19 protein-coding genes are annotated in these 22,138 nt (G+C 59.4%); 10 read left to right on the forward strand and 9 right to left on the reverse strand.

Annotated elements, in window-relative coordinates; all coding sequences use genetic code 11:
• Positions 1-63 precede the first annotated feature (63 nt).
• The 4 genes from K5I40_RS15510 (at position 64) to K5I40_RS15525 (ending at position 3,616) form a co-directional block, all read left to right on the forward strand.
• A complete protein-coding gene (locus K5I40_RS15510) occupies positions 64-990 on the forward strand; it encodes an ABC transporter ATP-binding protein (RefSeq protein ID WP_223074951.1) in 927 nt (308 codons plus the stop codon).
• The gene (locus K5I40_RS15515) at positions 987-1,757 is read left to right on the forward strand and encodes an ABC transporter permease (RefSeq protein WP_032616576.1); all 771 of its coding nucleotides are present in this window, start codon (positions 987-989) and stop codon (positions 1,755-1,757) included. Before K5I40_RS15510 ends, K5I40_RS15515 begins: the two co-directional genes overlap by 4 nt.
• A gap of 105 nt (positions 1,758-1,862) precedes the next feature.
• Positions 1,863-2,303 (forward strand): PTS sugar transporter subunit IIA, encoded by a 441-nt coding sequence (locus tag K5I40_RS15520; RefSeq protein ID WP_039030336.1) that lies wholly within the window; start codon positions 1,863-1,865, stop codon positions 2,301-2,303.
• Positions 2,304-2,368: 65 nt separating this feature from the next.
• Complete coding sequence (locus K5I40_RS15525) at positions 2,369-3,616, forward strand: polysaccharide deacetylase family protein (protein ID WP_223074950.1); 1,248 nt, start codon at positions 2,369-2,371, stop codon at positions 3,614-3,616.
• A gap of 2 nt (positions 3,617-3,618) precedes the next feature.
• Here the strand turns inward: K5I40_RS15525 and panD are convergent, their stop codons facing one another.
• The 9 genes from panD to thpR form a co-directional block, all read right to left on the reverse strand.
• A complete protein-coding gene (gene panD, locus K5I40_RS15530) occupies positions 3,619-3,999 on the reverse strand; it encodes an aspartate 1-decarboxylase (protein WP_039030334.1) in 381 nt (126 codons plus the stop codon).
• 85 nt (positions 4,000-4,084) lie between these two features.
• On the reverse strand, positions 4,085-4,939 hold the full coding sequence (gene panC, locus K5I40_RS15535; RefSeq protein ID WP_138370452.1) for a pantoate--beta-alanine ligase: 855 nt from the start codon (positions 4,937-4,939) through the stop codon (positions 4,085-4,087).
• A gap of 11 nt (positions 4,940-4,950) precedes the next feature.
• Positions 4,951-5,742 carry a 3-methyl-2-oxobutanoate hydroxymethyltransferase gene (gene panB / locus K5I40_RS15540; RefSeq protein WP_223074949.1) on the reverse strand — a complete coding sequence of 264 codons (792 nt, stop codon included), beginning with the start codon at positions 5,740-5,742 and terminating at the stop codon, positions 4,951-4,953.
• A 122-nt stretch (positions 5,743-5,864) separates the two neighbouring features.
• Complete coding sequence (folK, locus tag K5I40_RS15545) at positions 5,865-6,344, reverse strand: 2-amino-4-hydroxy-6-hydroxymethyldihydropteridine diphosphokinase (protein ID WP_223074948.1); 480 nt, start codon at positions 6,342-6,344, stop codon at positions 5,865-5,867.
• Positions 6,341-7,738 (reverse strand): polynucleotide adenylyltransferase PcnB, encoded by a 1,398-nt coding sequence (pcnB, locus tag K5I40_RS15550; protein ID WP_205735744.1) that lies wholly within the window; start codon positions 7,736-7,738, stop codon positions 6,341-6,343. Before pcnB ends, folK begins: the two co-directional genes overlap by 4 nt.
• A gap of 53 nt (positions 7,739-7,791) precedes the next feature.
• Positions 7,792-8,682, reverse strand: a complete 891-nt coding sequence (gene gluQRS / locus K5I40_RS15555; protein ID WP_375540644.1) for a tRNA glutamyl-Q(34) synthetase GluQRS — start codon at positions 8,680-8,682, stop codon at positions 7,792-7,794.
• Positions 8,683-8,751: 69 nt separating this feature from the next.
• Positions 8,752-9,207: an RNA polymerase-binding protein DksA gene (gene dksA / locus K5I40_RS15560; protein WP_012016093.1), complete on the reverse strand. Its 456-nt coding sequence runs from the start codon at positions 9,205-9,207 to the stop codon at positions 8,752-8,754.
• 177 nt (positions 9,208-9,384) lie between these two features.
• Entirely contained in the window at positions 9,385-10,089 is a 705-nt protein-coding gene (sfsA, locus tag K5I40_RS15565) for a DNA/RNA nuclease SfsA (protein WP_039030329.1), read from the reverse strand.
• Between the two features lie 12 nt (positions 10,090-10,101).
• Positions 10,102-10,632 (reverse strand): RNA 2',3'-cyclic phosphodiesterase, encoded by a 531-nt coding sequence (gene thpR / locus K5I40_RS15570; RefSeq protein WP_138370456.1) that lies wholly within the window; start codon positions 10,630-10,632, stop codon positions 10,102-10,104.
• 73 nt (positions 10,633-10,705) lie between these two features.
• Here thpR and hrpB point away from each other — a divergent pair, with 73 nt between their 5' ends.
• From hrpB to fhuB, 6 genes are all read left to right on the forward strand, one after another.
• Complete coding sequence (gene hrpB, locus K5I40_RS15575; RefSeq protein WP_223074946.1) at positions 10,706-13,135, forward strand: ATP-dependent helicase HrpB; 2,430 nt, start codon at positions 10,706-10,708, stop codon at positions 13,133-13,135.
• Positions 13,136-13,321: 186 nt separating this feature from the next.
• Complete coding sequence (gene mrcB, locus K5I40_RS15580; protein ID WP_223074945.1) at positions 13,322-15,853, forward strand: bifunctional glycosyl transferase/transpeptidase; 2,532 nt, start codon at positions 13,322-13,324, stop codon at positions 15,851-15,853.
• Between the two features lie 232 nt (positions 15,854-16,085).
• Positions 16,086-18,341 (forward strand): ferrichrome porin FhuA, encoded by a 2,256-nt coding sequence (gene fhuA / locus K5I40_RS15585; RefSeq protein WP_039030325.1) that lies wholly within the window; start codon positions 16,086-16,088, stop codon positions 18,339-18,341.
• Positions 18,342-18,395: 54 nt separating this feature from the next.
• Positions 18,396-19,193: a Fe3+-hydroxamate ABC transporter ATP-binding protein FhuC gene (gene fhuC, locus K5I40_RS15590; protein ID WP_039030324.1), complete on the forward strand. Its 798-nt coding sequence runs from the start codon at positions 18,396-18,398 to the stop codon at positions 19,191-19,193.
• Positions 19,193-20,080, forward strand: a complete 888-nt coding sequence (gene fhuD / locus K5I40_RS15595; RefSeq protein ID WP_375540642.1) for a Fe(3+)-hydroxamate ABC transporter substrate-binding protein FhuD — start codon at positions 19,193-19,195, stop codon at positions 20,078-20,080. The genes fhuC and fhuD overlap by 1 nt, the downstream gene beginning before the upstream one ends.
• A complete protein-coding gene (gene fhuB / locus K5I40_RS15600) occupies positions 20,077-22,059 on the forward strand; it encodes a Fe(3+)-hydroxamate ABC transporter permease FhuB (RefSeq protein WP_223074943.1) in 1,983 nt (660 codons plus the stop codon). The genes fhuD and fhuB overlap by 4 nt, the downstream gene beginning before the upstream one ends.
• Positions 22,060-22,138 lie beyond the last annotated feature (79 nt).

Consider the following 22,138-nt stretch of genomic DNA (forward strand, 5'->3'; position numbering starts at 1 on the left):
AGGGTAACCCGACTTTTAATGAAACCACACAACGTGTGTCAGAACTATAGGTAAGTTTAATTCATGGCGATTGCACTTGAGCTTGAGCAACTTAAAAAAACCTATCCGGGGGGCGTCCAGGCGCTGCGCGGCATAGATCTCAAAGTAGAAGCCGGTGATTTTTATGCGCTTCTGGGGCCTAACGGGGCAGGTAAATCGACCACCATCGGGATTATCAGCTCGCTGGTGAATAAAACCTCCGGCCGGGTAAGCGTGTTTGGCTACGACCTGGAGAAAGACGTGGTCAACGCCAAACGCCAGCTGGGGCTGGTGCCGCAGGAGTTTAACTTCAATCCGTTTGAGACCGTTCAGCAGATTGTGGTGAACCAGGCGGGCTACTACGGCGTGGAGCGTAAAGAGGCGGTCGAGCGCAGCGAAAAATACCTTAAACAGCTCGATCTGTGGGAAAAGTGCAACGAACGTGCGCGGATGTTATCCGGCGGCATGAAGCGTCGTCTGATGATTGCCCGCGCCCTGATGCATGAGCCTAAACTGCTGATACTGGATGAGCCTACCGCCGGGGTGGATATTGAACTTCGCCGCTCGATGTGGGGTTTTTTGAAGGATTTGAATGACAAAGGCACCACGATCATCCTCACCACCCACTATCTGGAAGAGGCTGAGATGCTTTGTCGTAACATCGGCATCATTCAGCACGGCGAGCTGGTGGAAAACACCTCGATGAAAGCGCTGCTCTCCAAGCTGAAATCAGAAACCTTTATTCTCGATCTGGCGGCGAAAAGCCCGCTGCCGAAGCTGGAAGGCTATCAGTACCGCCTTGTGGATACCTCAACGCTGGAAGTGGAAGTGCTGCGCGAGCAGGGGATCAACAGCGTCTTCAGCCAGCTGAGCCAGCAGGGGATTCAGGTATTAAGTATGCGTAACAAAGCAAACCGACTGGAAGAGCTGTTCGTCTCGCTGGTCCATGAGAAACAAGGAGATCGCGCATGATGCAGCTTTACTGGGTGGCGCTGAAAAGTATCTGGGCCAAAGAGATCAACCGCTTTATGCGCATCTGGATCCAGACCCTGGTGCCGCCGGTGATCACCATGACCCTCTACTTTATTATCTTCGGCAACCTGATCGGCTCGCGGATCGGTGAGATGCACGGCTTCACCTACATGCAGTTTATCGTGCCGGGCCTGATCATGATGGCGGTGATCACCAACGCTTACGCCAACGTGGCATCGTCATTTTTCAGCGCCAAGTTCCAGCGCAACATTGAGGAGCTGCTGGTGGCCCCGGTGCCTACGCACGTTATCATCGCCGGTTACGTCGGCGGTGGGGTGGCGCGCGGGCTTTGCGTCGGCGTGCTGGTCACGGCTATTTCGCTGTTCTTCGTGCCGTTCCAGGTTCACTCCTGGCTGTTTGTCGGCCTGACGCTGCTGCTGACGGCGGTACTGTTCTCGCTGGCGGGCCTGCTGAACGCGGTGTTCGCCAAAACCTTTGACGACATCAGCCTGATCCCGACCTTCGTCCTGACGCCGCTGACCTATCTCGGCGGGGTGTTCTACTCCCTGACGCTGCTGCCGCCGTTCTGGCAGGGGCTGTCACACCTGAACCCGATCGTCTATATGATCAGCGGCTTCCGCTTTGGCTTCCTCGGGATTTCCGACGTGCCGCTGGCGACCACCGTTGGCGTGCTGGTGATCTTTATCGTTGCCTTCTACCTGCTGTGCTGGAACCTGATCCAGCGCGGACGCGGACTGCGCAGCTAATCCTCTGGCCCGGCGGCGTTCTGCTGCCGGGCTGCTTTATTGACCACAGTCACCCCCGAATCTTTTCCCTGCCGCTAAACTACCCCTTTCTGATGAGAGGTGACGATGCTGGGTTGGGTAATAACGTGTCATGATGAACATGCGCAGCAGATGGCGGATCAACTCGCCGTCCGCTTTGGGCCGCTGGCGCAGTGCCAGGTGGTGAATTTCTGGCGCGGCCTCAGCTGCAATATGCTCAGCCGCATGCTGTGCGATGCCCAGCATCAGGTCGACAGCGGTGACGGGGTGATCTTTCTGACCGATATCTCCGGCGCGGCGCCGTATCGCGCGGCAGCGTTACTGAGCCACAAACATGAGAACTGCGAAGTGATCTCCGGCATCAGCTTGCCGCTGCTGGAGATGATGTATCCCCTGCGCGAAATGACCGACAGCAGCGGCTTTCGCGACACCATCGTGGCCCGCGGCGCGCCGGACGTCAGCAGCCTGTGGCATCAGCAGCAGAAAAACCCGCCCTTTGTCCTGCTCCACGGGCTGGAGAAATATTAAGCATTGGTATTGCTGACGCTTTTGTTACAATGGCGTCCGATTTTCGTCCTGAATAACTTTCAACTATGTCCGCGCGCATCCTTTTCCTGCTTCTGCTGCTGATCTCCGGCGGCGCATCTGCCAGTCTGTTAAGCCAGCAAGGGGCTCCGGCCCGCTATATGCAAACCACCGAAGATGCGGCTATCTGGGCGCAGGTGGGCAACAACGTCGTGACGGTGGGCAACGTGCGTGCCGGGCAGATCGTGGCGGTCGTTCCTACGTCGGCGGATTACTATGAGTTTCGCTTTGGCTTTGGCACCGGCTTTATCGACAAAGGGCATCTGGGCGAGGTGCAGGGGAAACAGCGGGTGGAGGATAGCCTTGGCGATCTGAACAAGCCGCTCAGCAACCAGAACTTGATCACCTGGAAGGATACTCCGGTCTACAACGCGCCCAGCGCAGGCAGCGCCCCGTTCGGCACCCTGGCGGACAATCTACGTTATCCGATCCTCAACAAGCTCAAAGATCGCCTGAATCAGACCTGGTATCAGATCCGCATCGCCAACCGCCTGGCCTGGGTCAGCAGCCTGGATGCGCAGCAGGATAACGGCCTGCCGGTGCTGACCTATCACCATATTCTGCGTGACGAAGAGAACACCCGTTTCCGCCATACCTCAACCACCACCAGCGTGCGCGCCTTCAACAACCAGATGGCCTGGCTACGTGACCAGGGGTACGCCACGCTGACCCTGTATCAGCTCGAAGGCTACGTGCGCAATAAGATGAACCTGCCGGCCCGGGCGGTGGTGATCACCTTTGACGACGGTCTGAAATCGGTCAGCCGCTACGCCTGGCCGATCCTCAGGCAGTACGGCTTTCACGCCACGGCGTTTATTATCTCCTCGCGGATCAAAGCCCATCCTTTGAAATGGGATCCGAAGTCGCTGCAGTTTATGAGCATTTCCGAGCTGCGGGAGATCCAGGATGTGTTTGACGTGCAGTCGCACACCCATTTCCTGCACCGGGTGGATGCGAATCGCCATCCGATCCTGCTGAGCCGCAGCTATCACAATATCCTGATGGATTTCAAACACTCCCGCCGGGCGCTGTCGCAGTTTAACCCGCACGTGCTCTACCTCTCGTACCCGTTTGGCGGCTACAACGATATCGCGGTGAAAGCGGCGAATGATGCCGGTTTCCACCTGGCGGTGACGACGGTAAAAGGCAAGGTGAAACCGGGAGATAATCCGTTCTTACTGAAGCGCTTATACGTTCTCAGAACGGATTCTTTAGAGACCATGTCGCGGCTGATCAGCAATCAGCCGCGGGGGTAGGATCAGGCAACCTGGACAGGGATCGCTTTCGCGGTGCGTTTCATCTCGTTGTCGCCTTCGAAGTAGGCGACTTTCGGCTGCCAGCGGCGGGCTTCTTCGTCGGACATCATGACAAAGCTCGCGATGATGACGATGTCACCCACGTTGGCACAGTGCGCTGCCGCACCGTTCACGGAGATGATTTTAGAGCCCCGTTCTGCCGCGATAGCATAGGTTGAGAAACGATTGCCGTTGCTCACATTCCAGATATCAATGGCTTCGTTTTCAAGAATACCCGCCGCGTCAAGAAAATCCTGATCGATCGCGCAGGAGCCTTCATAGTGCAGATCGGCCTGAGTGACCTTCACACGGTGAAGCTTACCTTGCAGCATTTTGCGAATCATGATGTTACCTTTACTCTTCTTCGTAACCCACTTGCCCGCAAGTGGGGAGGGAAACTAATCCGTTAGCTATCTAGCAGCTCAATAGTTACTGAGCCAGTTCAACGACAGTATTGTCGATCAGGCGCGCCTGACCGAGCCACGCAGCAACCAGGATCACCGCGCGTTTGCTGGTGGCAGACAGTTCCAGCAGCGTATCGGCATCGCGGATCTGAATATCATCAGCCCGGAAACCTTTTTCATTCAGCTCTTGTTCGGCAATGGCGATAATCTCTTCGCTGCTGAGCGCTTTCTGCTGCAGCTTTTCGACCATGGCACTCATCACTTTGTACAGGCCCGGCGCGATTTTGCGCTGGTCTGGCGTCAGATAGCCATTGCGCGAGCTCAGCGCCAGGCCGTCTTTGGCGCGCACGATGGGCACGCCAACGATGTCGATGTCGTAGCCCATATCGGCCACCATCTTGCGGATCAGCGCCAGCTGCTGGAAGTCTTTCTCACCGAAGCAGGCGATATCCGGCTGCACCAGGTTAAACAGCTTGCTGACGATGGTAGAGACGCCGCGGAAATGACCCGGTCGGCTGGCCCCTTCGAGCATGGTGGAGATGCCCGGCACATCCACAAAGGTGGTCTCTTCGGTGCCCTTCGGATAGACATCATTCGGGGCCGGGGAGAAGACGAAATCAACCTGATGCTTTTTCAGCTTCTCGCAATCTTCCTGCAGCGTGCGCGGGTAGCGGGCCAGGTCGTCGGCGCGGTCAAACTGCATCGGGTTGACGAAAATACTCACCACCACCACATCGGCGCGGGCTTTGGCTTCGTCCACCAGCTTCATATGACCGTCATGCAGGTTGCCCATGGTAGGCACCAGCGCGATACGTTTACCTTCCTGGCGCAGGCGGCGAATATGCTGGCGCAGCAGCGGCAGGGTTTCAATGATTAGCACAACAAGACTCCTTACTGGAAACTGTGTTCTTCACCCGGGTAAACACCCGATTCAACGTCGGCAATATACTGCCTGACTGCGCCGCGCATGTCGCCTGCGTCGATAAGGAAATTCTTCGCAAATTTCGGGATGTGCCCGCCGGTAATACCAAACGCATCGTGCATCACCAGGATCTGGCCGTCAGTGACGTTACCGGCACCAATGCCGATCACCGGAATAGAGAGCGCCTCGGTGATGCGTTTCGCCAGCGCCACCGGTACGCACTCCAGCACCAGCAGCTGTGCGCCTGCGGCTTCTAAGGCCAGCGCATCATCAAACAGCGTCTGGGCGGCGTCACCGCGCCCCTGCACCTTGTAGCCGCCAAAGATATTGACCGACTGCGGGGTTAATCCCAGATGACCGCAAACCGGCACCGCGCGCTCGGTCAGCATGCGGACGGTGTCAACCAGCCAGGCGCCGCCTTCCACTTTGACCATGTTGGCCCCGGCGCGCATCACGGTGGCGGCACTTTCAAACGCCTGCTCCGGCGTGGCGTAGGCCATAAACGGCAGATCGGCGAGCAGCAGGCAGGCCGGTGCCCCGCGGCGCACCGCCCGGATGTGATAAGCAATATCGTCTACCGTCACTGGCAGGGTGGAGTCATGTCCCTGGACCGTCATCCCTAACGAGTCGCCGACCAGCATGACGTTGATACCCTCTTCGGCAAAGAGTTTTGCGAAGCTGTAGTCATAGGCCGTAATGGTGGCGAAGCGCTGCTTGTCCTGCTTGCATTTCTGCAAGGTGGCGATGGTGGTTGGTTTCATACTGTTTCCTGATAGCCCAAAGCGAATCTTTGCGCATTCTAACAGTAACATTCGAGGGAACAATGATTTTAGGCAACCGATTAACCACAAATATTTCGTGGTTAATCAACAGAAATTTGCTGTTACCAGCGGGCAAGTTTTTCGGCGTTCAGCTGCGCCAGCAGGGCGCTGAGGCTTTCACCGTCGGGGAAGAGCAGATCGGGGGCAATTTCAAACAGCGGCCAGAGCATAAAGCCGCGATTTTTCATGTCGTAATGCGGCACAATCAGGCGTTCGGTGTTAATCACCGCATCGCCAAACAGCATGATGTCGAGATCCAGAGTACGCGGTCCCCAGCGCTCTTCCTTACGTACGCGCCCCTGCTGCAGCTCGATGCGCTGGGTGTTGTCCAGCAGCGCGTCGGCGCTAAGGTTCGTTTCCAGCGCGATGGCAGCGTTCAGGTAGTCGGGCTGATCCTGCGGGCCCAGCGGAGGGGTGCGGTAAAAGGCGGAGAGGGCGACAACGCGGGACTGCGGGACGTCGCCCAGCGCCTGGACGGCAGCATTAACCTGCTCCAGCGGAGAGGCCAGATTGCTGCCGATGGCGATATACGCAAGCGTCATGCCGCGCCTTCGCGACGTGGGGCGCGCTTGCGTGGACGACGGTGACGACGACGCGGGGCTGGCTCTTCATCGAGGTCGGTGAGCATGTCTTTCTGCGCCGGCGGGGCGGAAACCTGGAATTCACCCCACCACTGCACCAGAAGCTGCAGCTCGCGGTTGTTTTCGGCTTCGGCACGCAGGGCCATCAGATCGTAAGCGGCGCGGAATTTTGGATGCTCCATTAACTTCCAGGCGCGTTTACCCTGACGACGGGACATCCGCAGCTGAAGCTGCCAGATATCACGCACCAGCGTGGTAATGCGTTTCGGGATCGCCAGCGAACGGCAGGCTTCATCGAGCACGTCGTTGGCGGCCAGCGCGAAGGCATCGTAGTAGGCAAGGCCGCTTTCCTGGGCAATCTTCTGCGCCGTTTCAAGCAGCGGATACCAGAACATCGCCGCAAAGAGGAACGCCGGATTAACGCGCATATCGTTCTGAATGCGGTTATCGGTATTCTTCAGCACCTGGTCGATGATGCGTTCCATCGCGCTGTCACCTTGTTCGGTGAAGTTGCGCGTAATGGTCGGGAACAGGGGCTGGAACAGGCTGTATTCGCGCAGCAGCTGGTAGGTGGCAAAGCCGTGGCCCGCCTGGAGCAGCTTCAGCGCCTCTTCAAACAGACGCGCCGGAGGCACATCGTTGATCAGCGTCGCCAGACGCGGGATCGGCTCGGCGGTCTCAGGGCTGATGCGCATATCCAGCTTGGCGGCGAACCGCACGGCACGCAGCATACGCACCGGATCTTCACGGTAGCGCGTCTCCGGGTTGCCGATCAGGCGGATCACGCCGGCTTTCAGATCCGGTACGCCACCGACGAAATCGCGGACGGTAAAGTCAGCCACGCTGTAATAAAGGCTGTTGATGGTGAAATCGCGACGCTGGGCATCTTCTTCGATAGAACCAAAGATGTTGTCACGCAGCAGCATGCCGTTCTGACCCTGTTGAGAGGTCGTACGGTCTGATGGGGTGCCTTCGTGATGACCACGGAAGGTGGCCACTTCGATGATCTCCGGCCCAAACATGACGTGGGCAAGACGGAAGCGGCGGCCAACCAGACGGCAGTTGCGGAATAATTTGCGCACCTGCTCAGGCGTGGCGCTGGTGGTCACGTCAAAATCTTTTGGCTTTTTGCCTAACAGTAAGTCACGCACCCCGCCACCAACGAGATACGCCTCATAGCCAGCTTTATTCAGACGATAAAGGACCTTCAGGGCGTTTTCACTGATATCTTTGCGGGAAATAGCATGCTGCTCGCGCGGAATAACCGACATCGTATTTTGAACAATGACGTCGTCCGCCATGCTCTCATCGCGGCTCAGCACCTTACGGCAAAAATTAGCGACTCGGGTAAAAATAGTACACCTCGGTAGTGTGTGTTTCAGAATTCAGGACAAAAAATAGCGGCTAATCATAGCTCAGCGAGACGCATTTGAGAATGCTGGATTTTCGGCACGCTATTTAGCGACCAGCGGGAGACCGCTTTTTCCAGCAATTCGTCGGTGCGCAGATCCTGCCACTCATTTGTTACATCCTGGTTTAGAAATTGTAAAGCATTGATAAGAACAGGGCGAGGATCGCCGGTCGGTAATGCGGGGGCATGATTCTGTTTCGAGAGTTTCATCCCTTTTTCATTCACCACCAGCGGCAGATGAATATAGTCAGGAACCGGCCAGCCAAACAGCTGGTAGAGCGAAATCTGCCGCACGGTAGGTTCAATCAGATCCGCCCCGCGAACAATTTCGGTCACCCCCTGGAAATGGTCATCCACCACGACCGCCAGGTTATAGGCAAACAGCCCGTCCCGCCGGTGGATAATAAAATCCTCTCCCGCCAGGCGCGCATTGGCGTGGAGTTCACCCTGTAGGCGATCGGTAAAGCGGGTCACCGGATGCTCCTGCACCACTCTCACCGCCGCGTTTTCCGGGCCGTGATGCAGCGTGCGGCAGTGGCCGTCATAGACGCCCCCGACGCTCTGAATGCGGGCGCGGGTACAGGTGCAGTAATACGAGAGGCCCTGGGCGTGCAGCCAGGCAAGGCGTTCGCGATAGGCGTCGTGCCGTTGGGACTGCCACAGCACGTCGCCGTCCCAGTGCAGGCCGTAATGTTCCAGCTGACGCAGAATGGTCTCTGCTGCACCGGGAACTTCACGAGGAGGGTCGATATCTTCAATTCGCACACGCCAGATACCCTGTCGGGAACGGGCTTGCAGATAGCTGCCAAGCGCGGCAATGAGCGAGCCAAAATGCAGTTCGCCAGAAGGGGATGGCGCGAAGCGCCCAATATAGTCAGCAGGCATAATTATACAGCGCAGAAAGTAATCAGGCGGGAGAGGACTCCCGCCTGTGATAGCGTTATGACAGAGCTGGAATTAACCGGCCATCTGTTTTTCGCGGATTTCTGCCAGCGTTTTGCAGTCGATGCACAGGTCGGCTGTTGGACGGGCTTCCAGACGACGAATGCCGATTTCGACACCGCAGGACTCGCAGAAGCCGAAATCTTCGTCTTCGACTTTTTTCAGCGTCTTCTCAATCTTCTTAATCAGTTTGCGTTCGCGGTCACGGTTACGCAGTTCGAGGCTGAACTCTTCTTCCTGGGCGGCACGGTCTACCGGATCCGGGAAGTTAGCCGCTTCGTCCTGCATATGTGTAACGGTGCGATCGACTTCATCCCTGAGTTGATTACGCCATGCTTCAAGAATTCGCTTGAAGTGCGACAGCTGGGCTTCGTTCATATACTCTTCGCCCGGCTTCTCTTGATACGGCTCCACCCCAGCGATGGCGAGAATACTCAGGGACGATGTTTTACGGTTTTGCCCTTCTTGCATGTTGCTTCTCCTTAACACGCACTATCGATCCCCGTGTTGGGGGAAAAATCAGGCCGCTATAAATAGCAGATGCTTTTCCAGATGGCAATTATCTAAACGTAACACTTGACAAGCCTGTGAGGAAAAGCGTATTTGCGCACACGACCAGAATACTTATTAGCCAACGCTCAGCCCCCTTTATAACGAGACGGGAAGAGCGGATCTCAGAGTCATATTATCGGCAGAAAGTTCCGCTTTATAAGCCAAAACCTCCACCCCCTGCTTTTGTGCCTCATTCAACAGTTGCGCGTACTTAGGGTCAATATGGCGGGCAGGTGAAAATCGTGCAATTGCGCTATGTAAAACCGCAAACAACAGCACGGCGCGTTTGCCCGCCGCCGCTACACTTATGAGCTCCCGGAGGTGCTTCTGCCCTCGCAGCGTCACCGCGTCCGGAAAATAGCCATTGTCCTTTTCAGCTAACGTCACTGATTTCACTTCAATATAGCACTCGGGGCGATCGTCTGCCTGCAACATAAAGTCAATTCTGCTGCTTTCGCTGCCATATTTCACTTCGCTTTTTAGGGTCTTATAGCCGCACAGCTCAGGAATTAAATCCAGACTAATCGCTTCTTTGACCAACTGGTTTGCCCGCAGCGTATTTACGCAAATATATTCTCCGTCGGCGGTCTGGGTTATTTCCCAGGTGTACGGGTATTTGCGCTTGATATTGGTGGAGGTGGAGTACCACACCGTGTCGCCAGGCGTGGCGCAGCCGGTCATTGCCCCGGTATTGGGGCAGTGCAGCGTCAGGGCAACGCCCTCAGGTGTCACCACGTCGGCCAGAAAACGTTTATAGCGTTGCACCAGCGTGGCGGGTTGTAGGGCAGGGGTAAACTGCATGCAGATTCCTTGTTATTCGGTCAGCGTCCAGCGCTGAAGCGGCGTATAGCGCGTGCGCCCGCCGGCAAAACGGCTCTCATAGAGGACAAATTCCTTCACCGGAAACGTCCACTGAAAACCCGGCGGCGGAATGGCGACGGCATGGCTGGCGTCGCGCAGTAACGTGATATGCGGATGGAAGGGCTGCGGGCTCTGATAGCAGCCGCTGCGCGCCGCCTGGGCCCGCAGCATGTTGGCCAGCTGCAATAGCCCCCGCGGCGGCTGGCGGGTTCCCAGCCACACTACGCGGGAGCGCAGCCACTGTCCGGCATCGTCCAGAGTCAGGGTAAATCCCGGCTGGCGGATGCGTCCGGCCATCGCCGCCAGCGCCTGCTGCTTTTCAGGGCTGACATCCCCTAAAAACGCCAGCGTCAGGTGCAGGTTGGCGGCAGCCACCGGGCGGCCCGCTTCCGGCGCAAAATGGTCGGCGCGCCAGCGGACGATCTGCCGCTGGATCGGGGCAGGCATTTCAATGGCAAAGAACAACCTTTTTGACTCGGACATACGGGGTACTCGGTAATGAATTGTGGCGATGCTACAATGTACGCCGTCTAAAGTTAACCCTCTGGAGCCATTCGTGTCCTTGTTGCCGGTCGCTGCTGTCCTTCCCGATCTCCTTCTCGCGTTACAACACGCCCCCCAGGTTCTGCTGAACGCGCCAACCGGCGCGGGGAAGTCGACGTGGCTGCCGCTGCAAATTCTGGCCGGGGGGGCGGTCAACGGCAAAATCATCTTGCTTGAACCGCGCCGGATCGCGGCCCGTAACGTGGCGCAGCGTCTGGCGGAGCTGCTGGGCGAAAAGCCCGGGGAGACGGTTGGCTACCGGATGCGGGCCGAAACCTGCGTCGGGGAGAACACCCGGCTGGAGGTGGTCACCGAAGGGATCCTCACCCGCATGCTACAGCACGATCCCGAGCTGACCGGCGTGGGGCTGGTGATCCTCGATGAATTCCACGAGCGCAGCCTGCAGGCGGATCTTGCCCTGGCGCTGCTGCTGGACGTTCAGCAGGGGCTGCGCGACGATCTTAAGCTGCTGATCATGTCCGCGACGCTGGATAACGAGCGGCTCCAGCGCCTGCTGCCGGACGCGCCGACCCTTATCTCTGAGGGCCGCACCTTCCCGGTGGAGCGCCGCTATCAGTCGCTGTCGTCCCAGCTGCGCTTTGACGAGGCGGTGGCAGTGGCGACCGCCGAGCTGCTGCGTCAGGAGCCGGGCTCGCTGCTGCTGTTTTTACCGGGCGTGATTGAGATCCAGCGCGTGCAGGAGCAGCTGGCGCGTCGCGTGGGCGATGACGTGGTGCTCTGCCCACTGTATGGCGCGCTGTCGCTTGCCGAGCAGCGGAAAGCGATCCTGCCCGCCCCGGCAGGGCAGCGCAAAGTGGTGCTGGCGACCAATATCGCCGAAACCAGCCTGACCATCGAAGGCATCCGGCTGGTGGTGGACTCCGCCCAGGAGCGGGTGGCGAATTTCGACCCTCGCACCGGCCTGACCCGCCTGCTGACCCAGCGCGTCAGCCAGGCGTCGATGACCCAGCGCGCCGGGCGTGCCGGGCGACTGGAGCCGGGCATCTGCCTGCATCTCACGCCGTTTGAGCAGGCTGAGCGCGCTGCGGCGCAGGGTACAGCTGAAATCATGCAAAGCGATCTCAGCGGCCTGCTGATGGAGCTGCTGCAGTGGGGCTGCCGGGATCCGTCGCAGTTAAACTGGCTGGATCTGCCGCCAGCGACTAACCTTGCGGCGGCCCGTCGTTTGTTAACCCAGCTTGGGGCGCTGGCCGGGGAGCAGCTTACCGCCTTTGGTCAGAAGATGGCGAAGCTCGGCAACGATCCGCGGCTGGCGGCGATGCTGGCCAGCGCGTCGGATGAGGATGATATTGCGACGGCGGCAAAACTGGCCGCTATCCTTGAACAGCCGCCGCGCGGGGCCAGCAGCGATCTGGCTCAGGCCTTCTCCCGCAATCAGCCGGAGTGGCAGCAGCGCGCCCGGCAGCTGAGTTCGCGACTGAACAGCCGGGGCGGGGCGCCGGACAGCGACCGGGTGCCCGCGCTGCTGGCGAAGGCGTTTCCCGACCGCATCGCCCGGCGTCGCGGGTTGGATGGCCGCTACCAGCTGGCAAACGGCATGGGGGCGATGCTGCAGAGCGACGACGCCATGACCCGTCACGAGTGGCTGATTGCCCCGCTGTTGTTGCAGGGCAGCCAGTCGCCGGACGCGCGCATTTTGTTGGGCCTGGCCGTGGATATCGATGCCCTGATCGGTGCTTGCCCCGATCTGGTGGAGCAGTCCGACACCGTGGAGTGGGATGAGGCGCAGGGCACCCTGAAGGCGCTGCGGCGCACGCAGATTGGCCGCCTGACGGTGAACGTCAGACCGCTGGCGAAGCCCTCGGAAGAGGAGCTGCATCAGGCGATGCTCAACGGCATCCGCGACAGAGGGCTCAGCGTGCTGAACTGGACCCCGGAGGCGGAGCAGTTCCGGATCCGTTTACACTGTGCGGCTAAGTGGCTGCCGGAGTACGACTGGCCCGCGGTGGACGATGCCTCGCTGCTGGCAGATCTGGAAAACTGGTTACTGCCGCAAATGAGTGGCGTACACTCCCTGCGCGCGCTGAAAGCGCTGGATGTGAAGGCGGCGTTACAGAACTTAACCGACTGGTCGTTACGTCAACGTCTGGATACCGAGCTTCCGGGGCATTACACTGTGCCGACCGGCAGCCGGATAGCCATTCGTTATCATGAAGATAATCCTCCGGCGCTGGCGGTACGGATGCAGGAGATGTTTGGCGAGGCGACCACGCCTGCCATTGCGCAGGGGCGGGTGCCGCTGGTGCTGGAGCTACTGTCACCGGCCCAGCGCCCGCTGCAGATCACCCGCGATTTGGGTGCTTTCTGGGCCGGGAGCTATCGCGAGGTGCAAAAAGAGATGAAAGGGCGTTATCCCAAACATGTCTGGCCGGACGATCCGGCAAATACCGCGCCCACCCGGCGCACGAAGAAGTATTCGTAGTATTTGTAGGCCGGGTAAGCGCAGCGCCACCCGGCGATGGGGACCATGCGGCCTGATGCCCTCACCCCGGCCCTCTCCCACAGGGAGAGGGAGAAACACGGTTTATTTTGAGAGATTTCTTCTTCCTCCATCAGGGGGAAGAACTGAGAATCGGGCCTTTGCGCCTGATAGTTGCGGAGAGAGAGCATGGCGGGGAATGACCGCGAGCCAATTGGACGTAAAGGAAGACCTGCACGTCCGGCAAAAGAAAAGGCAGGGCGTCGACGCCTCAGAGATGAGGAGTACGACGATGATGTCGACAATGAGTATGACGATGACGCACCTGCGCCACGTAAAGGGAAAGGCAAAAAGGGTAAACCTCGTGGCAAGCGCGGCTGGTTCTGGCTGCTGCTGAAGCTGTTTATTGTTTTCGTCGTCCTGCTGGCGATCTATGGCGTCTATCTGGATCAGAAGATCCGCAGCCGTATCGACGGGAAAGTCTGGCAGCTGCCTGCGGCGGTCTATGGCCGGATGGTTAACCTTGAGCCGGACATGTCCATCAGCAAGAACGAGATGGTCAAGCTGCTGGAGGCGACCCAGTACCGCCAGGTGACGAAGATGACCCGTCCCGGCGAGTTTACGGTGCAGGCGAAAAGCATTGAGATGATCCGCCGTCCGTTTGACTTCCCGGACAGCAAAGAGGGGCAGGTGCGCGCGCGTCTGACCTTCGACGGCGATCGTCTGGAAACCATCGAGAACATGGAGAACAACCGTCAGTTCGGTTTCTTCCGTCTCGATCCGCGGCTGATCACCATGCTCTCCTCGCCAAACGGCGAGCAGCGCCTGTTTGTCGCGCGTAACGGCTTCCCGGATCTGCTGGTGGATACCCTGCTGGCGACCGAAGACCGTCACTTCTATGAGCACGATGGCGTCAGCCTGTACTCCATTGGCCGTGCGGTGCTGGCGAACCTGACCGCCGGACGGACGGTGCAGGGGGCAAGTACCCTGACCCAGCAGCTGGTGAAGAACCTGTTCCTCTCCAGCGAGCGCTCCTACTGGCGTAAGGCCAACGAAGCGTACATGGCCGTGCTGATGGATGCCCGCTACAGCAAAGACCGCATCCTTGAGCTGTATATGAACGAGGTCTACCTCGGTCAGAGCGGCGACAATGAGATCCGCGGCTTCCCGCTGGCGAGCCTCTACTACTTTGGTCGTCCGGTGGAAGAGCTGAGCCTCGATCAGCAGGCGCTGCTGGTGGGCATGGTGAAGGGCGCGTCCATCTACAACCCGTGGCGTAACCCGAAACTGGCGCTGGAGCGGCGTAATCTGGTGCTGCGTCTGCTGCAACAGCAGCAGGTGATTGACCAGGAGCTGTACGACATGCTCAGCGCGCGTCCGTTAGGCGTGCAGCCGCGCGGCGGCGTGATCTCCCCGCAGCCTGCCTTTATGCAGATGGTGCGTCAGGAGCTGCAGACCAAACTGGGCGATAAAGTTAAAGATCTCTCCGGCGTGAAGATCTTCACCACCTTTGACTCCGTGGCGCAGGATGCCGCAGAGAAGGCGGCGGTGGAAGGCATTCCGGCGCTGAAAAAACAGCGCAAGCTGAGCGATCTGGAGACCGCGATGGTGGTGGTCGATCGTACCACCGGCGAAGTGCGGGCGATGGTCGGCGGGGCGGAGCCGCAGTTCGCGGGCTACAACCGCGCGATGCAGGCACGCCGTTCGATCGGCTCCCTGGCAAAACCGGCGACCTATCTCACCGCCCTGAGCCAGCCGAACCAGTATCGTCTGAACACCTGGATCGCCGATGCCCCGATTGCCCTGCGCCAGCCGAATGGCCAGGTGTGGTCGCCGCAGAACGACGATAAGCAGTACAGCGGACAGGTGATGCTGGTGGATGCCCTGACGCGTTCCATGAACGTGCCGACGGTTAACCTCGGGATGGCGCTGGGTCTGCCAGCGGTCACCGATACCTGGCTGAAGCTGGGCGTGCCGAAAGATCAGCTGCATCCGGTTCCGGCCATGCTGCTGGGGGCCCTGAACCTGACGCCAATCGAAGTGGCGCAGGCGTTCCAGACCATCGCCAGCGGCGGCAACCGTGCCCAGCTCTCTGCGCTGCGTTCCGTGATCGCAGAAGACGGCACCCCTCTGTACCAGAGCTTCCCACAGGCGGAGCGTGCTGTACCGGCGCAGGCGGCCTATATGACGCTCTGGACCATGCAGCAGGTTGTGCAGCGCGGCACTGGCCGTCAGCTTGGGGCGAAGTATCCTGGCCTGCATCTGGCGGGTAAAACCGGGACCACCAACAACAACGTCGATACCTGGTTTGCGGGCATCGACGGGCGTGAAGTGGTGATCACCTGGGTAGGGCGCGACAACAACCAGCCGACGAAGCTGTACGGTGCCAGCGGGGCGATGTCGATTTACCAGCGCTATCTGGCTAACCAGTCGCCGGTTCCGCTGACCCTGACGCCACCGGAAGATATCGTGGATATGGGCGTAGATCAGTCGGGCAACTTCGTGTGTGGCGGCGGGATGCGTAGCGTGCCGGTCTGGACCACCAATCCGGACTCCCTGTGCCAGGCGCCAGCGCCGCAGCCAACGGGCAACCCGTTTGAGCAGTCTTCTCCTCAGCAGCAGCAACAGCCGCAACAGCAGCAGCAGCCGCAGCAGCAGAATGAGAAGAAGGACAGCGACGGCGTCGCCGGCTGGATCAAGGATATGTTCGGCGGTAATTAATACTGTTTCCCTCTCCTGCGGGAGAGGGAATTTTCACCTCAATTAAACATCCCACCAACAGTAACATCCCCGTTTATTAACCCTGTATTTTCCATTGTTTAATTCTTATACCCTCAATTCCTGTAGGGGCGCATATCACTTGCTATGCCGTGAATGTTTCGCATAATATGCTGCGGTCATAATAATAATTCTCGTTTACGTTATCATTCACGCTTTCATCAGAGACATACCAATGGCGCATTCTAAAACTGCTCAGCCAATGCAATCTTCGCTGCGTAAAATCGCAGTTGTTGTAGCCACAGCGGTTAGCGGCATGTCTGCTTACGCTCAGGCTGCAGAAACCCCTAAAAAAGAAGAAACTATCACCGTTACCGCAGCGCCTGCTCCACAGGAGAGCGCCTGGGGTCCGGCGGCGACCATCGCAGCACGTCAGTCTGCTACCGGCACTAAGACGGATACCTCCATTGAGAAGGTTCCGCAGTCGGTCTCCGTGGTCACCGCGGAAGAGATGGCCCTTCACCAGCCACGCTCGGTAAAAGAAGCCCTGAGCTACACCCCTGGGGTGGCCGTCGGCACGCGTGGGGCGTCTAACACTTATGACTACCTGATTATTCGTGGCTTTGCGGCCGATGGCCAAAGCCAGAACAACTACCTCGACGGTATGAAGATGCAGGGCAACTTCTACAACGACGCGGTAATTGACCCTTATATGATCGAACGCGCGGAAGTGATGCGCGGGCCGACCTCCGTTCTGTACGGCAAAAGCAGCCCGGGCGGCCTGCTTAACATGGTCAGCAAACGTCCGCTGACCGAGCCGCTGAAAGAGGTTCAGTTCAAGGTAGGTACTGACAGCCTGTTCCAGACCGGCTTTGACTTCAGCGACGCGCTGGATGACGACGGCGTTTACTCCTATCGCCTGACCGGACTGGCGCGTTCCAATAATTCGCAGCAGGAAGGTAAGGGCGAGCAGCGTTACACCATTGCGCCGTCCTTCTCCTGGCGTCCGGATGATAAAACGAATTTCACCTTCCTCTCCTATTTCCAGAACGAGCCGGAGACCGGTTATTACGGCTGGCTGCCGAAAGAGGGTACCGTTGATCCGCTGCCAAACGGCGATCGCCTGTCGACCGACTTCAACGAAGGTGCAAAAAACAACACCTACTCCCGTAACCAGAAGATGGTCGGGTATAGCTTCGATCACGAGTTTAACGACACCTTCACCGTGCGTCAGAACCTGCGTTTTGCGCAGAATAAAACCTCGCAAAACAGCGTCTACGGCTACGGCATGTGTTCCGATCCACTCTATTCGAGTAACCCGGCATCCAGCCCTTGCGCGAGCGTTCCTCAATCGCAGTGGGGACACACGCTGACTCGCCAGTATGTAATTGATAACGAGAAGCTGGAAAACTTCACTGTTGATACGCAGTTGCAGAGCAAGTTCGCGACGGGCTCTCTCGATCATACTCTGCTGACTGGCGTTGATTTCATGCGCATGCGTAATGACATCGACTCGTGGTTTGGCTATGCCGGTTCCGTAGCTCCATCTGATATCTATAACCTTGATCGTAGCGACTTCGATTTCGGTTCACATCCTGGCCCGTCAGGCGCCTATCAGGTACTGAACAAGCAGAAACAGACCGGTCTCTACGTTCAGGATCAGGCGCAGTGGGATAAAGTGCTGGTTACCCTGGGCGGCCGTTATGACTGGGCTGAGCAGGACTCCCTCAACCGCGTCACGAGCACCACGGCATCACGTGATGACAACCAGTTTACCTGGCGTGGCGGCGTTAACTACCTGTTCGATAACGGCGTTACCCCGTACTTCAGCTACAGCGAATCCTTCGAGCCGTCCTCCCAGAGCGACGCACAAGGTAAGCCGTTTGCCCCTTCAAAAGGCAAGCAGTACGAAGTGGGCGTGAAGTATGTACCGAGCGATCGTCCGATCGTGCTGACCGGTGCGCTGTACCAGCTGACCAAAACCAACAACCTGATGGCCGATCCTGCGGGCTCGTTCTTCTCGGTTGAAGGTGGCGAGATCCGCGCCCGCGGCGTGGAAATTGAAGCCAAAGCGGCGCTGTCCGCCAGCGTCAACGTGGTGGGTTCCTATACTTACACCGACGTGGAGTACACCACCGACACCAACTACAAAGGCAACACGCCGGCACAGGTGCCTGAGCACATGGCCTCCCTGTGGGGTGATTACACCTTCTATGATGGTGCGCTTTCTGGCCTGACGCTGGGTACCGGCGGTCGCTTCTCCAGCTCCAGCTATGGCGATCCGGCGAACTCCTTCAAGGTCGGCAGCTACGCGGTGATGGATGCCCTGGTGCGTTACGACCTGGCGCGCGTTGGCATGGCGGGCTCGAACGTGGCGCTGCACGTGAACAACCTGCTGGATCGTGAATACGTCGCCAGCTGCTTCAACACCTATGGCTGCTTCTGGGGTGCTGAACGTCAGGTTGTCGCGACTGCGACCTTCCGCTTCTAATCTCTAAATTTGGGCACGTTTTTCGTGCCCTTTTCTTTACTTAAGTTGGCTGACATGCAGGAAAACAACCCGCAATCCGATACCACCTTTGCCCTTGATGGCGTCTCCTTTCGCGTTCCTGGACGTACGCTGCTGCATCCGCTTTCGCTGACCTTTCCCGCAGGCCAGGTGACCGGCCTTATCGGTCATAACGGCTCCGGCAAATCCACCTTACTGAAAATGCTTGGCCGCCATCAGTCGCCGTCAGAGGGCGATATCCTGCTCGACGGACAACCGCTGGAGAGCTGGAACAGCAAAGCCTTTGCCCGCAAGGTGGCCTATCTGCCGCAGCAGCTGCCGCAGGCGGAAGGGATGACCGTCCGCGAACTGGTGGCGATTGGCCGCTATCCGTGGCATGGCGCGCTGGGTCGTTTTGGCGTGGCCGACCGCGAGAAAGTGGAAGAAGCAATTGCGCTGGTGGGCTTAAAGCCGCTGGCCCATCGTCTGGTGGATAGCCTGTCCGGCGGCGAGCGCCAGCGGGCGTGGATCGCCATGCTGGTGGCGCAGGACAGCCGTTGTTTACTGCTGGATGAACCCACATCCGCCCTTGATATCGCCCATCAGGTGGACGTGCTGGCGCTGGTGCATCGCTTAAGCCAGCAGCGCGGCCTGACCGTGATTGCGGTGCTGCATGACATCAACATGGCGGCGCGCTACTGCGATTATCTGGTGGCGCTGCGGGGCGGAGAGATGATCGCCCGTGGCACGCCGGATGAGCTGATGCAGAGCGAGACGCTGGAAACCATTTACGGAATTCCAATGGGTATTCTGCCGCATCCGGCCGGAGCGGCACCGGTGAGCTTTGTCTATTGATGCCTGATTTTATGATTAGCCGTCGCCGCCTGCTGACGGCCATGGCCCTTTCGCCGCTGCTGTGGAAAATGAACGCCGCGCAGGCTGCCGCCATCGATCCGCAGCGCATTGTGGCCCTCGAGTGGCTCCCGGTTGAGCTGCTGCTGGCGCTCGGCGTCACCCCCTACGGCGTGGCCGATATTCCCAACTACACCCTGTGGGTGAACGAGCCGCGTCTGCCGGAGTCGGTTATCGACATCGGCCTGCGTACCGAGCCCAACCTCGAACTGCTCACCCAGATGAAACCCTCTTACCTGGTCTGGTCGGCCGGGTATGGTCCGTCAGAAGAGAAGCTGGCGCGGATTGCGCCGGGACGGGGTTTTGCCTTCAGCGACGGGAAAAAGCCGCTGACCAATGCCCGTAAATCGTTAAGCGAGATGGCCCAGCTGCTGAATCTGGAAAGCGCGGCCCGTTCGCATCTGGATCACTTCGACAGCGTGATAGACAGCTACAAACCGCGCTTTGCCGGTCGCGGCGATCGCCCGCTGCTGATGGTCACTCTGCTCGATGCCCGCCATATGCTGGTGTTTGGCAATAACTGCCTGTTCCAGGAAGTGCTGGATCGCTATGGAATTAAAAACGCCTGGGAAGGGGAGATGACCTTCTGGGGCAGTACCGCCGTTGGCATCGATCGTCTGGCGGCGTTTAAGGATGTGGATGTGCTCTGCTTCGATCACGGCAATGAACGCGAAATGCAGACCCTGATGGCGACGCCGCTGTGGCAGGCGATGCCGTTTGTTCGCCAGCAGCGCGTCAAGCGCGTACCGGCGGTGTGGTTCTACGGCGCGACGCTGTCGGCCATGCACTTTGCCCGCGTACTGGATAGCGCACTGGGAGGCCAGGCATGAGATCCCGGATCGCCCTTTACCCGGCGCTGTTCATAGTGATGCTGCTGGCCGTTGCGCTGGGTTTAACCTGGTGGAACCTCAATCTGGCCCTGCCGCGCACGCAGTGGGGCGCCGCGCTGGTCGCCCCCGATATCGATAATATTCAACAGATGCTGTTCCACTACAGCCTGCTGCCACGGCTGGCGATCTCGCTGCTGGTGGGGGCAGGGCTTGGGCTGGTGGGCGTGCTGTTCCAGCAGGTGCTGCGTAATCCGCTGGCGGAGCCGACCACCCTGGGTGTGGCAACCGGCGCTCAACTGGGGATGACCATCATCACCCTGTGGACGCTACCGGGCGCGCTGGCACCGCAGTTCGCCGCCCTGGTAGGCGCCTGCGTGGTAGGCGCGATCGTCTTTGGCGTGGCCTGGGGCAAACGTCTCTCGCCGGTCACCCTGATCCTCGCCGGGCTGGTGGTGAGTCTCTACTGCGGGGCGGTGAACCAGCTGTTGGTGATCTTCCATCACGACCAGCTGCAAAGCATGTTCCTCTGGAGCACCGGAACCCTGACGCAGACCGACTGGAGTATCGTCCAGCGCCTGTGGCCGCAGCTGCTGGGCGGCGTGCTGCTGACCCTGCTGCTGCTGCGCCCGCTGACTCTGATGGGGCTGGACGATGGCGTGGCGCGCAACCTCGGGCTGGCGCTGTCGCTGGCGCGTCTGGCGGCGCTGACGCTGGCGATTGTCATCAGCGCCCTGCTGGTGAACGCCGTGGGCATTATCGGCTTTATCGGCCTCTTCGCGCCGCTGCTGGCGAAAATGCTCGGTGCGCGGCGTTTGCTCTCCCGGCTGATGCTGGCTCCGCTGATTGGGGCGCTGATCCTCTGGCTCTCTGACCAGGTGATCCTCTGGCTGACCCGGGTGTGGATGGAAGTCTCTACCGGTTCCGTGACCGCCCTGATTGGCGCGCCGCTGCTGCTGTGGCTGCTGCCGCGTTTGCGAAGCATGAGCGCCCCGGCGATGAACGCGGGTGACAAAGTGCAGGCCGAACGTCATCACGTGGTGTGGTTTGCCGTGGTGGGCGGCGCGGTGCTGTTGCTGGCGGTGATAACGGCGATGGCGTTTGGCCGCGATGCGCAGGGCTGGCACTGGGCGAGCGGGGCGATGCTCGATGAACTTCTGCCGTGGCGCACACCGCGTATTTTTGCCGCCCTGATGGCCGGGGTGATGCTGGCGGTGGCGGGCTGCATCATTCAGCGCCTGACCGGTAACCCGATGGCGAGCCCGGAAGTGCTGGGGATCAGCTCCGGGGCGGCGTTCGGCGTGGTGCTGATGCTCTTCTTTGTGCCGGGCAATGCTTTCGGCTGGCTGATGCCTGCGGGCAGCCTTGGCGCTGCGGCGACGCTGCTGATTATCCTCGTCTCCGCCGGACGCGGGGGCTTCTCGCCGCACCGGATGCTGCTGGCGGGGATGGCGCTGAGCACCGCCTTCACCATGCTGCTGATGATGCTACAGGCCAGTGGCGATCCGCGCATGGCTCAGATCCTGACCTGGATCTCGGGTTCAACTTACAACGCGACGACCGAGCAGGTTGTGAGCACCGGGATAGCCATGATCGTCCTGCTGGCGCTGGTGCCGCTGTGCCGTCGCTGGCTGACGGTGCTGCCGCTGGGTGGCGACACCGCCCGCTCGGTGGGCATGGCGTTGAATACCTCGCGCATCGGCCTGCTGCTGCTGGCGGCGGCGCTGACCGCAACGGCGACCCTGACCATCGGTCCGCTGAGTTTTATCGGACTGATGGCGCCGCATATCGCGCGGATGATGGGCTTTCGTCGGACGATGCCACACATTGTGATGTCGGCGTTAATCGGGGGGATCATGCTGGTGATAGCCGACTGGTGCGGACGGATGGTGCTGTTCCCGTACCAGATCCCGGCAGGGCTGTTATCCACCTTTATCGGCGCGCCGTACTTTATCTATCTGCTGCGGAAACAGAGCCGATAAAAAAGCCGGGTGGCGGCTTCGCCTTACCCGGCCTACAAAACCCTCGAACCGTAGGCCGGGTAAGGCGAAGCCGCCACCC

The sequence above is a fragment of the Leclercia sp. LTM14 genome (assembly GCF_023736175.1).
GTDB lineage: Bacteria > Pseudomonadota > Gammaproteobacteria > Enterobacterales > Enterobacteriaceae > Enterobacter > Enterobacter barmai.

Excerpts from the sequence above, each read along its gene's own strand:
- K5I40_RS15520 (WP_039030336.1), top strand. The coding sequence starts at position 1,863 with ATGCTGGGTTGGGTAATAACGTGTCATGATGAACATGCGCAGCAGATG.
- sfsA (WP_039030329.1), bottom strand. The coding sequence starts at position 10,089 with ATGCAGTTTACCCCTGCCCTACAACCCGCCACGCTGGTGCAACGCTAT.
- K5I40_RS15525 (WP_223074950.1), top strand. The coding sequence starts at position 2,369 with ATGTCCGCGCGCATCCTTTTCCTGCTTCTGCTGCTGATCTCCGGCGGC.
- panB (WP_223074949.1), bottom strand. The coding sequence starts at position 5,742 with ATGAAACCAACCACCATCGCCACCTTGCAGAAATGCAAGCAGGACAAG.
- fhuA (WP_039030325.1), top strand. The coding sequence starts at position 16,086 with ATGGCGCATTCTAAAACTGCTCAGCCAATGCAATCTTCGCTGCGTAAA.
- fhuB (WP_223074943.1), top strand. The coding sequence starts at position 20,077 with ATGAGATCCCGGATCGCCCTTTACCCGGCGCTGTTCATAGTGATGCTG.
- fhuD (WP_375540642.1), top strand. The coding sequence starts at position 19,193 with ATGCCTGATTTTATGATTAGCCGTCGCCGCCTGCTGACGGCCATGGCC.
- folK (WP_223074948.1), bottom strand. The coding sequence starts at position 6,344 with ATGACGCTTGCGTATATCGCCATCGGCAGCAATCTGGCCTCTCCGCTG.
- mrcB (WP_223074945.1), top strand. The coding sequence starts at position 13,322 with ATGGCGGGGAATGACCGCGAGCCAATTGGACGTAAAGGAAGACCTGCA.
- panD (WP_039030334.1), bottom strand. The coding sequence starts at position 3,999 with ATGATTCGCAAAATGCTGCAAGGTAAGCTTCACCGTGTGAAGGTCACT.
- K5I40_RS15510 (WP_223074951.1), top strand. The coding sequence starts at position 64 with ATGGCGATTGCACTTGAGCTTGAGCAACTTAAAAAAACCTATCCGGGG.
- fhuC (WP_039030324.1), top strand. The coding sequence starts at position 18,396 with ATGCAGGAAAACAACCCGCAATCCGATACCACCTTTGCCCTTGATGGC.
- K5I40_RS15515 (WP_032616576.1), top strand. The coding sequence starts at position 987 with ATGATGCAGCTTTACTGGGTGGCGCTGAAAAGTATCTGGGCCAAAGAG.
- dksA (WP_012016093.1), bottom strand. The coding sequence starts at position 9,207 with ATGCAAGAAGGGCAAAACCGTAAAACATCGTCCCTGAGTATTCTCGCC.
- thpR (WP_138370456.1), bottom strand. The coding sequence starts at position 10,632 with ATGTCCGAGTCAAAAAGGTTGTTCTTTGCCATTGAAATGCCTGCCCCG.